This window comes from Rhizobium sp. M1 (assembly GCF_002531805.1).
Lineage (GTDB): Bacteria > Pseudomonadota > Alphaproteobacteria > Rhizobiales > Rhizobiaceae > Rhizobium > Rhizobium etli_C.
Map to the genome: position 1 here is coordinate 275,346 of NZ_NWSW01000007.1, position 15,014 is coordinate 290,359.

The following is a 15,014-nucleotide window of genomic DNA, read 5'->3' on the forward strand; positions in this document are numbered from 1 at the left end:
TTGCAAAAACGGGTTTGTTTGCCGTCATCAGGCAAACGGGAAACAGGACTGAGCGACGATGGCAAAACTGAAGATTGACGGCAACGAGATCGAAGTTCCGGATCATTTCACGCTATTGCAGGCGTGCGAGGATGCCGGGGCCGAGGTTCCGCGCTTCTGCTTCCATGAGCGCCTGTCGGTTGCCGGCAATTGCCGCATGTGCCTTGTCGAAGTGAAGGGCGGCCCGCCGAAGCCGCAGGCTTCCTGCGCCATGAGCGTTCGCGACATCCGCGGCGGCCCGAACGGCGAACTGCCCGAGGTCTTCACCAACACGCCGATGGTCAAGAAGGCCCGCGAGGGCGTGATGGAATTCCTGCTGATCAACCATCCGCTCGATTGCCCGATCTGCGACCAGGGCGGCGAATGCGACCTGCAGGACCAGGCGATGGCCTTCGGCATCGACACATCGCGCTACCAGGAAGACAAGCGCGCCGTCGAAGACAAGTATATCGGCCCGCTGGTCAAGACGGTGATGAACCGCTGCATTCACTGCACGCGTTGCGTCCGCTTCACCACCGAGGTTGCCGGCATTTCCGAACTCGGCCTGATCGGCCGCGGCGAGGATGCCGAGATCACCACCTATCTCGAACAGGCGATGACCTCGGAACTGCAGGGCAACGTCGTCGACCTTTGCCCGGTCGGCGCGCTCACCTCCAAGCCCTTCGCCTTTACCGCGCGCCCCTGGGAACTGAACAAGACCGAATCGATCGACGTCATGGATGCCGTCGGTTCGGCGATCCGCGTCGACACTCGCGGCCGCGAAGTCATGCGCATCCTGCCGCGCGTCAACGAAGCAATCAACGAGGAGTGGATCTCCGACAAGAGCCGCTTCATCTGGGACGGCCTGAAGACCCAGCGCCTCGACCGGCCCTATGTCCGCCGCGACGGTCGCCTGCAGCCCGCCAGCTGGGCCGAGGCTTTCGGCGCCATCAAGGCCGCCGTCGGCGCCACCTCGGGCGACAAGATCGGCGCGATCGCCGGCGATCTTGCTTCCGTCGAGGAAATGTATGCGCTTTCCGAACTGGTGAAGTCGCTGGGGTCGGCCAATCTCGACTGTCGCCAGGATGGGGCGGCACTCGATCCGTCGCTCGGCCGTTCAAGCTACCTCTTCAACCCGACCATCGCAGGCATCGACCAGGCCGACGCACTGCTGATCATCGGCGCCAATCCGCGCTTCGAGGCGGCCATCCTCAACGCCCGCATCCGCAAGCGCTGGCGCCGCGGCAAGTTCCCGATCGGCGTCATCGGCGAGCCGGGCGAACTGCGCTACAGCTATGACTATCTCGGCGCCGGTCCCGACACGCTGAAGGATCTCGTCGATGGCGGCCATGCCTTTGCCGACGTCCTGAAGAACGCCGCCAAGCCGATGATCATCATCGGCCAGGGCGCGCTGTCGCGCAGCGACGGCGCCGGCGTTCTCGCCAGTGCTGCCAAGCTCGCCGGTTCGGTCGGCGCGGTTGTCGAAGGCTGGAACGGCTTTGCCGTCCTTCATACCGCCGCCTCGCGCGTCGGCGGCCTCGACCTCGGCTTCGTGCCGGGCGCCAAGGGCGTCAATGCCGCCGAGATGCTGACGTCGATGGACGTGCTCTTCCTGCTCGGCGCCGACGAACTCGACTTCACCGCCAAGAAGGCGGGGTTGACTGTCTATATCGGCTCGCATGGCGATAACGGCGCGCATCATGCCGACGTCATCCTGCCGGCCGCAGCCTATACCGAAAAGTCCGGCACCTGGGTCAACACCGAAGGCCGCGTCCAGATGGGCAGCCGCGCAGGCTTTGCGCCGGGCGATGCCCGCGAGGACTGGGCGATTATCCGTGCCCTTTCCGACGTGCTCGGCAAAAAGCTTCCCTTCGATTCGCTGAGTGAACTGCGTGGCCGGCTCTACGCCGCTTTCCCGCATTTCGCCGCCATCGACGAGATCGCCGAAACCGATAGCGCCCAAATTGCCGCAGTTGCGAAAAAAGCCGGCAAGATGAACAAGTCAGGGTTTGCGTCGCCGGTCAAAGACTTCTATTTGACGAACCCGATCGCGCGTGCCTCGGCTGTCATGGCCGAGTGCTCGGCATTGGCCCGCAACAACTTTAAAGTCGCGGCAGAGTAAGGGCAGGGGACCATGGATTCTTTCTTTTCGACCTATGTCTTGCCGGCGATCATCATGATCGGGCAGTCGCTGCTGCTTCTGGTCTGCCTGCTCGTCTTCATCGCTTACGTGCTGCTCGCCGACCGCAAGATCTGGGCGGCCGTGCAGCTGCGCCGCGGCCCGAACGTCGTCGGCCCCTTCGGCCTGTTCCAGTCCTTCGCCGACCTTCTGAAATTCGTCTTCAAGGAGCCGATCATTCCGGCCGGCGCCAACAAGGCGGTCTTCCTGCTTGCTCCGCTGGTGACGGTGCTTCTGGCACTGTCCACCTGGGCGGTGGTGCCGCTCGCCGACGGATGGGTGATCGCCAACATCAATGTCGGCATCCTCTACATCTTCGCGATCTCCTCGCTCGAGGTCTACGGCATCATCATGGGCGGCTGGGCTTCGAACTCGAAGTATCCCTTCCTCGGCGCGCTGCGCTCGGCGGCGCAGATGGTGTCCTACGAAGTCTCGATCGGCTTCGTCATCGTCACCGTGCTTCTCTGCGTCGGTTCGCTGAACCTCACCGATATCGTCAATGCACAGCATACCGGCCTCGGCACCATGCTCGGCCTGCCGGCGTCGTTCCTCGACTGGCACTGGCTGTCGCTCTTCCCGATGTTCATCATCTTCTTCATTTCGGCGCTGGCCGAGACCAACCGTCCGCCGTTCGACCTTCCGGAAGCTGAATCGGAACTGGTCGCCGGCTTCATGGTCGAATACGGCTCTTCGCCATACATGATGTTCATGCTCGGCGAATATGCGGCCGTCTGCCTGATGTGCGCGCTGACGACGATCCTCTTCCTCGGCGGCTGGCTGCCACCGGTCGATATCTGGGTCCTCAACTGGGTTCCGGGCATCATCTGGTTCACACTGAAGGCCTGTTTCGTGTTCTTCATGTTCGCGATGGTCAAGGCCTTCGTTCCACGCTACCGCTACGACCAGCTCATGCGCCTCGGCTGGAAGGTTTTCCTGCCGCTGTCGCTCGCCATGGTCATCATCGTTGCATTCGTGCTGAAACTGATGGGATGGGCTTGATGACGCCCGCTCTCGTTTCCGGCAAAATTGGAGGTTGAAGATGGGAAGCTTGTCCAGCTCCATCAACTCGCTGTTCCTCAAGGAATTCTTCGGCGCGTTCTTTCTGTCGATGCGCTATTTCTTCCGCCAGAAGGCGACGATCAACTATCCCTTCGAAAAGGGTCCGGTCTCCCCGCGTTTCCGCGGCGAACATGCGCTGCGCCGTTATCCGAACGGCGAAGAGCGCTGCATCGCCTGCAAGCTCTGCGAGGCGATCTGTCCTGCCCAGGCCATCACCATCGAGGCCGGTCCGCGCCGCAACGACGGCACGCGCCGCACCGTGCGCTACGACATCGACATGGTGAAGTGCATCTATTGCGGCTTCTGCCAGGAAGCCTGCCCTGTTGACGCGATCGTCGAGGGTCCGAATTTCGAATTCGCGACGGAAACCCGCGAAGAGCTCTATTTCGACAAGGCGCGCCTTCTCGATAACGGCGACCGGTGGGAGCGTGAAATCGCCCGCAACATCGCGATCGACTCGCCGTACCGCTGATTGGGTTTTGAAATGCCGCGATGGAGCTCTGCTGCTCCTGTCGCGGTCAATATGCACAGGAGCTTTGCCGGTCAGCCGCGCAAAGCTCTATCGGGCAGAAAAACTCCCGGCTGCCCGGGGGAAGATGAAAAAGGCACCAACATGGGTCTGCAGGCTCTATTTTTCTATCTTTTCGCCTTTGTCGCGATAGCGTCGGCGTTCATGGTCATCTGGGCGAAGAACCCGGTTCACTCGGTTCTGTTCCTGATCCTGGTGTTCTTCAACGCGGCCGGCCTCTTTCTGCTGCTCGGTGCCGAGTTCCTGGCGATGATCCTGCTTGTCGTCTATGTCGGCGCCGTCGCCGTGCTCTTCCTCTTCGTGGTGATGATGCTCGATATCGACTTCACCGAGCTCAGGGCAGGGGTTCTCGAATATGCGCCGATCGGCGGGCTGATCGGGATCATTCTCGCTGCCGAGCTGATCGTCGTCATCGGCGGCAGCGTCATCTCGCCTGAGATCGCCAAATCAGTCGCCATGCCGATCCCGGCGCTGACGGAGCGCACCAATACGGCCGCCCTCGGCGACGTGCTCTACACCAATTACGTCTACTTCTTCCAGATCGCCGGCCTGGTGCTGTTGGTCGCCATGATCGGCGCCATCGTCCTGACGCTCCGGCACCGCACCAACATCAAGCGGCAGAATATCCCCAGGCAGGTTGCTCGCACGCCCGCCACCGCCGTCGAGGTGGTTTCGGTCAAGCCCGGGCAGGGCGTCTAAAGGCAGGTCAAGGAACAAAGAACATGGTCATCGGTCTTTCCCACTACCTGACGGTCAGCGCCATCCTCTTCACGCTCGGCGTCTTCGGCATCTTCCTGAACCGGAAGAACGTCATTGTCATCCTGATGTCGGTCGAACTGATCCTGCTTTCCGTCAACATCAACATGGTCGCCTTCTCCTCCTTCCTGAACGACATCGTCGGACAGGTCTTTGCGCTGTTCATCCTGACGGTGGCGGCTGCCGAGGCGGCGATCGGTCTTGCAATTCTCGTTGTCTTCTACCGCAACCGCGGCTCGATCGCGGTCGAAGACGTCAATATGATGAAGGGCTGAGTGGCTCATGTTCCTCTATAAGGCTATCGTCTTTCTTCCCTTGATCGGTGCGATCGTCGCCGGCCTGTTCGGCCGCGCCATCGGCGCCAAGGCTTCGGAATATGTCACCAGCGGCCTGATGATCATCGCCGCCATCCTCTCCTGGTACGTCTTCTTCACCGTCGGCATGGGCCACGCCGAAGGCGGCCCGATCAAGGTCGAGGTGCTGCGCTGGATTCAGTCCGGCGGCATCGATGCCTCCTGGTCGCTGCGCGTGGATACGCTGACCTCCGTCATGCTGATCGTCGTCAACACGGTCTCGACGCTGGTGCACGTCTATTCGATCGGTTACATGCATACCGATCCGCATCGCCCGCGTTTCTTCGCCTATCTCTCGCTCTTCACCTTCGCCATGCTGATGCTGGTGACGGCCGACAACCTGGCCCAGATGTTCTTCGGCTGGGAAGGCGTCGGTCTCGCCTCCTATCTGCTGATCGGCTTCTGGTTCAAGAAGCCCTCGGCGACGGCCGCGGCGATGAAGGCCTTCATCGTCAACCGCGTCGGCGACTTCGGCTTCGTGCTCGGTATTGCCGGCGTCTTCGTGCTGTTCGGCTCGATCAACTTCGATACGATCTTCGCCAATGCTTCGAACTTTGCTCCGCATGAAGGCGGCGGCGAGGCAAGCGAGGTGATCCTCAACCTCTTCGGCATGCAGCTCGACAAGGCGCATGCGCTGACCGGCATCTGCCTGCTGCTCTTCATGGGCGCGATGGGCAAGTCGGCACAGTTCCTGCTGCACACCTGGCTGCCGGATGCCATGGAAGGCCCGACCCCGGTCTCGGCCCTCATCCATGCCGCCACCATGGTCACCGCCGGCGTCTTCCTCGTCGCCCGCATGTCGCCGCTCTTCGAACTGTCGCACGATGCGCTCGTCGTCGTCACCGTGATCGGCGCGATCACCGCCTTCTTCGCGGCGACTGTCGGCCTCGTGCAGAACGACATCAAGCGCGTCATCGCCTATTCCACCTGCTCGCAGCTCGGCTACATGTTCGTGGCGCTCGGGGTAGGGGCCTATGGCGCGGCGATCTTCCATCTCTTCACGCATGCCTTCTTCAAGGCACTGCTCTTCCTCTGCGCCGGCTCGGTCATCCACGCCGTCGATGGCGAGCAGGACATGCGCTACATGGGTGGCCTGCGGCCGCACATCAAGTGGACCTTCCGGCTGATGATCATCGGCACGCTGGCGATCACCGGCGTCGGCATTCCCTTCACGCCGATCGGCTTTGCCGGCTTCTTCTCCAAGGATGTGATCATCGAGGCGACCTATGCTTCGCATTCGCCGGTCGCAGGCTTTGCCTTCTCGCTGCTGGTCATCGCTGCGCTCTTCACGAGCTTCTATTCCTGGCGTCTGATCTTCATGACCTTCTACGGCAAGCCGCGCGCTTCGCATGAGGTCATGCACCACGTCCACGAATCGCCGCAGGTCATGCTGGTGCCGCTCTATCTTCTTGCGATCGGCGCGATATTTGCCGGCGTGATCTTCGAAGGCCGGTTCTACGGTGAGGAATATGCCGAGTTCTGGAAGGGCGCGCTCTTTACCGGCGCCGAGAATGAACTCGTCGAAGAGTTCCACCACGTGCCGGCGCTCGTGGCTCTGAGCCCCTTCATCGCCATGGTGCTCGGCTTCGTCACCGCCTGGTACATGTATATCCGCTCGCCGCAGACGCCGCGCGTCCTCGCCAAGCAGCACCGGGTGCTCTACCAGTTCCTCTTGAACAAGTGGTATTTCGACGAACTCTACGACTTCCTCTTCGTCCGCACCGCCAGAGCGCTTGGCCGCTTCCTGTGGAAGAAGGGTGACGTCGGCGTCATCGACACCTACGGCCCGAACGGCGTGGCCGCCCGCGTCGTCGCCGTCACCGACCGCGTCGTCCGCCTGCAGACCGGTTACCTCTATCACTACGCCTTCGCCATGCTGATCGGCATTGCGGCGCTCGTTACCTGGATGATGCTCGGGAGTTCCTTCTGATGACCGATTGGCCTATTCTTTCAACGGTCACCTTCCTGCCGCTCGTCGGCGTGGTGCTCCTGTTGCTGATGAACGGCGAGAGCCAAGCCGGCCGCAAGAACGTGCTGTGGATCTCGCTGATCACCACCGTCTTCACCTTCGTCGTTTCCCTCGTCATCTGGGTCGGCTTCGACAACGCCAATCCGGGCTTCCAGATGCTCGAAAAGCATGACTGGCTCGGCACCGGCATCGGTTACCATGTCGGCGTCGACGGCATCTCGATGCTGTTCGTCATCCTGTCGACCTTCCTCATGCCCTTCTGCGTGCTGGCGAGCTGGCTCTCGATCGAGAAGCGCCTGAAGGAATACATGATCGCCTTCCTCATCTTGGAAACGATGATGGTCGGCGTCTTCGTCTCGCTCGATATCGTGCTCTTCTACGTCTTCTTCGAGGCGGGCCTCATTCCGATGTTCCTCATCATCGGCGTCTGGGGCGGCAAGGACCGCGTCTATGCGAGCTACAAGTTCTTCCTCTATACGCTGCTCGGCTCGGTGCTGATGCTGCTCGCCATCATGGCGATGTACTGGCAGGCCGGAACGACCGACATCACCGCGCTGCTCGCCTACAAGTTCCCGCCGGCGCTGCAGACTTGGCTATGGCTTGCCTTCTTCGCCTCCTTCGCGGTGAAGATGCCGATGTGGCCGGTCCATACCTGGCTTCCGGATGCCCACGTTCAGGCGCCGACGGCAGGTTCGGTGATCCTGGCCGGCGTCCTGCTGAAGCTCGGCGGCTACGGTCTCATCCGCTTCTCGCTCGGCATGTTCCCGGTGGCGTCCGATTATTTCGCGCCGCTTGTCTTCGCCCTGTCCGTCATCGCCATCATCTACACCTCGCTGGTGGCGATGATGCAGGACGACATCAAGAAGCTGATCGCCTATTCCTCGGTGGCGCACATGGGCTACGTGACCATGGGCATTTTCGCCGCCAACATGCAGGGCGTTCAGGGTTCGATCTTCCAGATGCTGTCGCATGGCATCGTCTCGGGCGCGCTCTTCCTCTGCGTCGGCGTCGTCTACGACCGCACCCATACCCGCGAGATCAACGCCTATGGCGGTCTCGTCAACAACATGCCGAAATATGCCGTCGCCATGATGGTCTTCACCATGGCCAATGTCGGGCTTCCCGGCACCTCCGGCTTTGTCGGCGAGTTCCTGACGCTGATCGGCGTCTTCCGGGTCAACACCTGGGTCGCGCTCTTTGCCGCCACCGGCGTCATTCTCTCGGCCGCCTATGCGCTCTGGCTCTATCGCCGGGTGATCTTCGGCGCGCTGGAGAAGGAAAAGCTGAAGGCGCTGCTCGACCTTTCGCCCCGCGAACAGCTGATCCTCTACCCGCTGGTCGCACTGACCATCTTCTTCGGCGTTTACCCGGCTCCGGTCTTCGATGCCACGGCCGCCTCGGTGGATCTGCTGGTCAACAACTACACGGCCGCCGTGCACGCAGCGCAGAATGTTGCGCTGTCTATGAATTGATGACGGGACTTATCGGACATGACCGCTGAAACAATCCTCCTCAGTCTGCATCTTTCCGCGCCGGAGCTGATCCTCGCGGTCGGCGCCCTGGTCCTGTTGATGGTCGGCGTCTTCTCAGGCGAGCGGTCGGGCCTCGTCGTCACCGGCCTCGCCATCGTGCTGCTGCTGGCCTCCGGCCTGTGGCTGCTCTTCGTGCCGGCCGAAGGCCTTGCCTATGGCGGCGTCTACATGGCCGACGGCTTCTCGCGCTTCATGAAGCTGGTGGCGCTCATCGGCTCGCTGGTCGCCCTGTTCATGACGATGGGCCACGCCCGCGAAAACCAGCTCGACAAGTTCGAGTTCCCGGTTCTGCTGGTGCTCGCGACCCTCGGCATCCTGCTGATGATCTCGGCCAACGACCTGATTTCGCTCTATCTGGCGCTGGAGCTGCAGTCGCTGGCGCTCTATGTCGTCGCCGCGATCAACCGCGACAGCCTGAAGTCGACCGAAGCCGGCCTGAAATATTTCGTCCTCGGCGCACTTTCCTCCGGCATGCTGCTCTACGGCATGTCGCTGGTCTATGGCTTCACCGGCCACACCCATTTCTCCGAAATCGCCCAGGCGCTGTCCGTCGAGGGCGCACGGTCGCTCGGCCTCGTCTTCGGCCTGGTCTTCATCCTCGCCGGCATTGCCTTCAAGATCTCGGCCGTTCCCTTCCACATGTGGACGCCAGACGTCTACGAAGGCGCGCCGACGCCGGTCACCGCCTTCCTGGCCGCGGCCCCGAAGGTTGCCGCCATGGCGATGATGACCCGCATCGTCATCACCGCCTTCCAGCCGGTTCTGGCCGACTGGCAGCAGGTCGTCGTGTTCATCTCGATCGCTTCGATGCTGCTCGGCTCGTTTGCGGCGATCGGCCAGAAGAACATCAAGCGGCTGATGGCCTATTCCTCGATCGGCCATATGGGCTATGCGCTGGTCGGCCTTGCCGCCGGCAACCAGACCGGCGTTTCCGGCGTCATGCTTTACATGGTCATCTATATGGTCATGACCCTCGGCAGCTTCGCGATCATCATGTCGATGCGCCGCAAGGACGGCACCGTCGTCGAAGACGTCAATGATCTCGCCGGCCTTTCCGCGACCAACCCGTTCATGGCCGTGGTGCTGACGGCGCTGATGTTCTCGCTCGCCGGCATTCCGCCGCTCGCCGGTTTCTTCGCCAAGTACTTCGTCTTCGTTGCGGCGATCGAAGCCAAGCTTTATGCGCTTGCCATCATCGGCGTTCTCGCCTCGGTCGTCGGCGCCTATTATTATCTGCGCGTCATCAAGCTGATGTGGTTCGATGAGGCGACCGGCGAATTCGCCCGGGTCTCCGGCGCCCTGCGTCTGGTCTTCGGTCTTTCCGGTCTCTTCGTCACTGCCTATGTGCTCATCGGCGGGCCGATCGGCGGTGCGGCAGAGCTTGCCGCCGCGACGCTCTTCTAATGGTTTCCGACAGACGGCGCCGGATATCGCTCGGCGATTTCAGGCACGAGGCGCTGTCGGAAACATCGTCCACCAACAGCGAATGCCTCGCCCGGGCGCGGGCGGGCGATCCCGGAAATCTCTGGGTGACGGCCGAGAGGCAGACCGGCGGCCGCGGCCGCCGCGGCCGCCTCTGGGTGTCCGAACGCGGCAATCTCTACGCTTCCCTTCTTTTGATCGACCCGGCGCCGATTGAGCGCCTCGGCTCGCTGCCGCTGGCGGTTGCTGTTGCGGTGCACCAGGCGATCCGCCAGGTGCTGCCGCCGGGCGCCGAACCGCTCGAGGTCAAATGGCCGAACGATATTCTCATCGGCCGGAAAAAGACCTGCGGCATCCTCGTCGAGGGCGAGCAGTTGCCGGACGGCCGCTACGCGCTGATCGTCGGCATCGGCATCAATGTCTCGGTCATGCCGGATAATCCGCTCTATCCCGTCACCTGTCTGCGTCAGCATGCAAGCGCGGCTTCGCCGGATGAGCTCTTCGCCCATCTCTTCGCGGCGATGGCGGATGTGCTCGATCAATGGGACCAGGGCCGCGGCATTGCCGAGATCACGGCGCGCTGGCGCACCATCGCCTGCGGCATCGGCGAAAAGATCACGGTGAATTTACCGGACCGATCGATTTCCGGCCAATTCGCCGGAATTGATGATAATGGCTTGTTGATGCTCGATACCGGCGCTGGCAGGATTATGCCCATTGCCGCCGGTGATGTGTTTTTTGGATAGCGGAAAAAACGAAAATTATGGCGAAACAGGACGAATTGGTATTCCTGCCTCTGGGCGGCGTTGGCGAGATCGGCATGAATCTCGCTCTCTATGGCTACGGCCCGCCCGAGCATCGCCAGTGGATCATGGTCGATTGCGGCGTCACCTTTCCCGGCCCGGATCTGCCGGGCGTCGACCTCGTCCTGCCCGACATCCGCTTCCTCGCCAGCGAGCGCAAGAACCTCAAGGCGATCATCATCACCCATGCCCATGAAGATCATTATGGCGCGCTTGCCGATCTCTGGCCCGGTCTCAACGTGCCGGTTTTCGCCTCGGCCTTTACGTCAGGTCTGCTCGAAGCCAAACGCAATTTCGAGAAGGCGAGGATCGGCGAAGTGCCGGTGACGCCGTTCAAGGCAGGCGACACGATCAATGTCGGCCCCTTCAGCATCGAAGGTGTGGCCGTCAACCATTCGATCCCCGAGCCGATGTCGCTGATGATCCGCACACCGGCCGGCAACGTCATCCACACCGGCGACTGGAAGATCGACCACGAGCCCTCGCTCGGCCCCTTGACCGATGAGACGCGGTTCCGCCAGCTTGGCGACGAGGGTGTGCTGGCGCTGATGTGCGATTCCACCAATGCGCTGCGCGACGGTGTTTCGCCCTCCGAAAAGGATGTCTCGGAAAGCCTGCGCAAGATCATCGAAGATGCCGAGGGCCGGGTGGCGATCACCACCTTCTCGTCGAATGTCGGGCGCATCCGCACCGTCGCCGAGGCGGCCGAGGCGGCCGGCCGCGAAGTGCTGCTGCTCGGCAGCTCGCTGAAGCGGGTCGTCGACGTCGCCCAGGATATCGGCCTGATGGAGGGCGTGAAGCCCTTCATCTCCGAGGAGGAGTACGGCTATATCCCGCGCGACAAGGTCGTCGTCATCCTGACCGGCAGCCAGGGCGAGGCGCGGGCAGCGCTTGCCAAGCTCTCTCGCGACGAGATGCGTAATGTGGCCTTTGCGGCAGGCGATATCGTCGTTTTTTCCTCGCGTGCCATTCCCGGCAACGAGAAGGCGATCCAGGACATCAAGAACGGCCTCGTCGAGCAGGGCGTGCACATCATCACCGATACCGAGGCGCTCGTCCATGTTTCCGGCCATCCCCGCCGCAATGAGCTGCAGCGGATGTACGAGTGGACGCGGCCGAAGGTGGTCGTGCCGGTGCATGGCGAGGCGACGCATCTGACGGCGCACAAGGAGCTTGCCGAGCAATCAGGCATTTCGATCGTCCCGCGGGTGCGCAACGGCGATATCCTCCGGCTGGCGCCCGGTCCGGTCGAGGTGATCGGCGAAGCGCCGCACGGCCGCATCTACAAGGACGGCATGCTGATCGGCGATTTCGAGGAGATGGGGATCGGCGAGCGCAAGAAACTCTCCTATGTCGGCCATGTCGCGGTCAGCATCGTGCTCGACGCGCGTTATGATATCGTCGGCGATCCCGATCTCGTCTCGATCGGCCTGCCTGTTTATGACGACGAGGGCGATGAGATGGAGGATACGCTGTTCGACGCGGCGATCAGCGCCATCGAAAGCATTCCGCGCGCCCGCCGCAAGGATCTGGACATGCTGCAGGAGGCCGTTCGTCGCGCCATCCGCGCCGCTGCCAACCAGAGCTGGGGCAAGAAGCCCGTCGTTACCGCCTTCGTCACCAAGGTCTGATCATGCTCGGCCGGGTGAACCATATTGCCATCGCCGTCCCCGACCTGAAGGCGGCGGCGGCCGCCTATCGCGATACGCTGGGCGCTGCCGTGTCGCAGCCGCAGGCGCTGCCGGAACACGGCGTCACCGTCGTCTTCGTCGAATTGCCGAACACCAAGGTCGAACTGCTTGAGCCGCTTGGGGAAGCCTCGCCGATCGCAGCCTTCCTCGACAAGAACCCGTCCGGCGGCATGCACCACATCTGTTATGAAGTGGACGATATCATCCTCGCCCGCGACCGGCTGGTCGAGGCGGGGGCGCGGGTGCTGGGCGACGGCCAGCCGAAGACCGGCGCGCATGGCAAGCCGGTGCTCTTTCTGCATCCCAAGGATTTCTTCGGCACGCTGATCGAGCTTGAACAGGCCTGAACCCAATTCATGTGAAGTGCTTGCGCTGCGGCAGAGTGACCCGAAGGCGGCGAAATGTTTCGTTCGCTTTGAATTGGCCGCCATTCCGCCGTATAAAGGCGTGCAATTGAAAGTGAGAGGACGCCTTCGCCACATGGCGGCGCGACATCACCGGGAACCATAATGCTTCAGATCTTCCTTCAGGGATTTGCCGTCTACTTCATCATCTGGTGGATGACGCTTTTCGCCGTCCTGCCGATCGGCCTGCGCACCCAGGCGGAAGACGATGATATCGTGCTCGGCACCGTTCCCAGCGCGCCCACCCGCTTTCGCGCCGGCTTCGTCTTTTCGCTGACGACGCTGATCTCGGCTCTGATCTACGGCCTCTGGTATGTCTGCGACACCTATTTCGGCTGGGGCTTCGACGCCCTTCCACAACTAGGGCCTAGCTTCTATTGAGGTAGCTTTTGCTCAAAGTTTGGGCAGATGTAAAATTCACAAAAAATCGATTTCGTCATATCGGCGTCATGCTGTTGCGGCAAAGAGCTCGCCTAACGGAATGAGGGCGCATTTCCTTACGGAAGGCGATCTCGTTTCTGGTTGGGGTGGGAGGCAAAAGCCAAAAAAAAACAAGGCTGAAAGCCTTGTTTTAAGTATCGCGTGATCTGTAACCGTTGCCGGGGCTGCGACGAGCGCGCCTAAGATCTGATCCTCCCAAGACTTGACCGCGAATTCGGCAAGAATTTAGCTTCCTGCCTGTTTTGTGAGCTAAAGCTAGCTCAAACATTGGGCTTTGTCATTAGCTTTTTTTGCATTTTTGCTACACTCTAGCAAAATATTTCTGTTGACAAGATTTTCGTTCAAGTCCTTATAAACACGCGCTTTTTCACGCCCTTTCATTTTGCGGGCGTGAACATGCGTATCCGGGAGGCGGCCGACGGCAGTTGCGGGTTTCCTTCCCGCCGCGAAGCGGCTATGAACGCTCCCACATTACCAATGTACCGTCGATTCCGTTCTCCGCGGGATCTCAACTGCTTCGGAATCCGCCATGCGTCTGTCCCGCTATTTCATGCCCATCCTCAAGGAAAACCCCAAGGAGGCGGAAATCGTCTCCCACCGGTTGATGCTGCGCGCCGGCATGATCCGCCAGCAGTCGCAGGGCATCTATTCCTGGCTGCCGCTCGGCAAGCGCGTGCTCGACAAGGTCAACGCCATTATCCGCGAGGAGCAGAACCGTGCCGGCGCCATCGAGCTTTCGATGCCGACCCTGCAATCGGCCGAACTCTGGCAGGAAAGCGGCCGTTACGATGCTTACGGCAAGGAGATGCTGCGCATCAAGGACCGTCAGGATCGGCCGATGCTCTACGGCCCCACAAACGAGGAGATGGTGACGGATATTTTCCGTTCCTCCGTCAAGTCCTACAAGGACCTGCCGCTCAATCTCTATCACATCCAGCTGAAGTTCCGTGACGAGATCCGCCCGCGCTTCGGCACCATGCGCTCGCGCGAGTTCATGATGAAGGACGCTTATTCCTTCGATCTGACCCGCGAAGGGGCCGAGCATTCCTATAACAAGATGTTCGCCGCCTATCTCAGAACCTTCGATCGGCTCGGCCTGCGCGCCATTCCGATGCGTGCCGACACCGGCCCGATCGGCGGCAATCTCAGCCATGAATTCATCATCCTCGCCGATACCGGCGAATCCGAGGTCTTCTGCCACAAGGACTTCGTCGGCTTCGATATTCCTGGTGACAGCACCGATTTCGACAGCGTCGAGGGTCTGAAGGCGATCTTCGACAAGTGGACCTCGCTCTATGCGGCGACCTCGGAAATGCACGACGAGGCGGCTTTCAACGCCGTTCCGGAAGGCGAGCGTCTTTCGGCGCGCGGCATCGAGGTCGGTCACATCTTCTATTTCGGCACGAAATATTCCGAGTCGATGGGCGCGAAAGTGCAGGGGCCCGATGGCAAGGAACACTTTGTTCACATGGGTTCCTACGGTATCGGCCCGACGCGCCTTGTTCCCGCCATCATCGAAGCATCGCATGACGACAACGGAATCATCTGGCCGGCTTCGGTCGCGCCCTTCGATGTCGTGGTGATCAACATGAAGTCGGGCGATCAGGCCTGCGACGATACTTGCGAGCTGATCTACGCCGCGCTCACCAAGGCCGGCAAGGATGTGCTCTACGACGATACCGACGACCGGGCCGGCACGAAATTCGCAACCGCCGACCTGATCGGCGTACCCGTCCAGATCATCGCCGGCCCGCGCGCGGTCGCGAACGGCGAGGTCGAAGTGAAGGACCGCAAGACCGGCGCCCGCGAAACGATGACGATCGAAGCGGCGATCAACAGGTTCGTGGCTTAAGGAAAC

13 protein-coding genes are annotated in these 15,014 nt (G+C 61.5%); all 13 read left to right on the plus strand.

The window, feature by feature from the left end; translation table 11 throughout:
* Positions 1-58: 58 nt before the first annotated feature.
* The 13 genes from nuoG to proS all read left to right on the plus strand — a co-directional run bounded on the left by nuoG (position 59) and on the right by proS (position 15,008).
* A complete protein-coding gene (nuoG, locus tag CO655_RS08820; RefSeq protein ID WP_097606480.1) occupies positions 59-2,140 on the plus strand; it encodes an NADH-quinone oxidoreductase subunit NuoG in 2,082 nt (693 codons plus the stop codon).
* Between the two features lie 12 nt (positions 2,141-2,152).
* Entirely contained in the window at positions 2,153-3,196 is a 1,044-nt protein-coding gene (gene nuoH / locus CO655_RS08825; RefSeq protein ID WP_097664383.1) for an NADH-quinone oxidoreductase subunit NuoH, read from the plus strand.
* A gap of 40 nt (positions 3,197-3,236) precedes the next feature.
* A complete protein-coding gene (gene nuoI / locus CO655_RS08830) occupies positions 3,237-3,728 on the plus strand; it encodes an NADH-quinone oxidoreductase subunit NuoI (RefSeq protein ID WP_003573902.1) in 492 nt (163 codons plus the stop codon).
* Positions 3,729-3,869: 141 nt separating this feature from the next.
* Positions 3,870-4,484, plus strand: a complete 615-nt coding sequence (locus tag CO655_RS08835; RefSeq protein WP_097664384.1) for an NADH-quinone oxidoreductase subunit J — start codon at positions 3,870-3,872, stop codon at positions 4,482-4,484.
* A 23-nt stretch (positions 4,485-4,507) separates the two neighbouring features.
* Complete coding sequence (gene nuoK / locus CO655_RS08840) at positions 4,508-4,816, plus strand: NADH-quinone oxidoreductase subunit NuoK (RefSeq protein WP_049734055.1); 309 nt, start codon at positions 4,508-4,510, stop codon at positions 4,814-4,816.
* 7 nt (positions 4,817-4,823) lie between these two features.
* Entirely contained in the window at positions 4,824-6,824 is a 2,001-nt protein-coding gene (gene nuoL, locus CO655_RS08845) for an NADH-quinone oxidoreductase subunit L (protein ID WP_097664385.1), read from the plus strand.
* On the plus strand, positions 6,824-8,335 hold the full coding sequence (locus CO655_RS08850; RefSeq protein ID WP_097664386.1) for an NADH-quinone oxidoreductase subunit M: 1,512 nt from the start codon (positions 6,824-6,826) through the stop codon (positions 8,333-8,335). The genes nuoL and CO655_RS08850 overlap by 1 nt, the downstream gene beginning before the upstream one ends.
* Before the next feature lie 18 nt (positions 8,336-8,353).
* Positions 8,354-9,799, plus strand: a complete 1,446-nt coding sequence (nuoN, locus tag CO655_RS08855) for an NADH-quinone oxidoreductase subunit NuoN (protein WP_097606482.1) — start codon at positions 8,354-8,356, stop codon at positions 9,797-9,799.
* On the plus strand, positions 9,799-10,563 hold the full coding sequence (locus CO655_RS08860) for a biotin--[acetyl-CoA-carboxylase] ligase (protein WP_097664387.1): 765 nt from the start codon (positions 9,799-9,801) through the stop codon (positions 10,561-10,563). The genes nuoN and CO655_RS08860 overlap by 1 nt, the downstream gene beginning before the upstream one ends.
* Before the next feature lie 17 nt (positions 10,564-10,580).
* Complete coding sequence (locus tag CO655_RS08865; RefSeq protein ID WP_097606483.1) at positions 10,581-12,251, plus strand: ribonuclease J; 1,671 nt, start codon at positions 10,581-10,583, stop codon at positions 12,249-12,251.
* Positions 12,252-12,253: 2 nt separating this feature from the next.
* Positions 12,254-12,658, plus strand: a complete 405-nt coding sequence (gene mce, locus CO655_RS08870) for a methylmalonyl-CoA epimerase (RefSeq protein ID WP_097664388.1) — start codon at positions 12,254-12,256, stop codon at positions 12,656-12,658.
* A 162-nt stretch (positions 12,659-12,820) separates the two neighbouring features.
* Positions 12,821-13,096 carry a DUF1467 family protein gene (locus CO655_RS08875; protein ID WP_004668399.1) on the plus strand — a complete coding sequence of 92 codons (276 nt, stop codon included), beginning with the start codon at positions 12,821-12,823 and terminating at the stop codon, positions 13,094-13,096.
* A 589-nt stretch (positions 13,097-13,685) separates the two neighbouring features.
* Complete coding sequence (gene proS, locus CO655_RS08880; protein WP_097664389.1) at positions 13,686-15,008, plus strand: proline--tRNA ligase; 1,323 nt, start codon at positions 13,686-13,688, stop codon at positions 15,006-15,008.
* Positions 15,009-15,014: the final 6 nt, after the last annotated feature.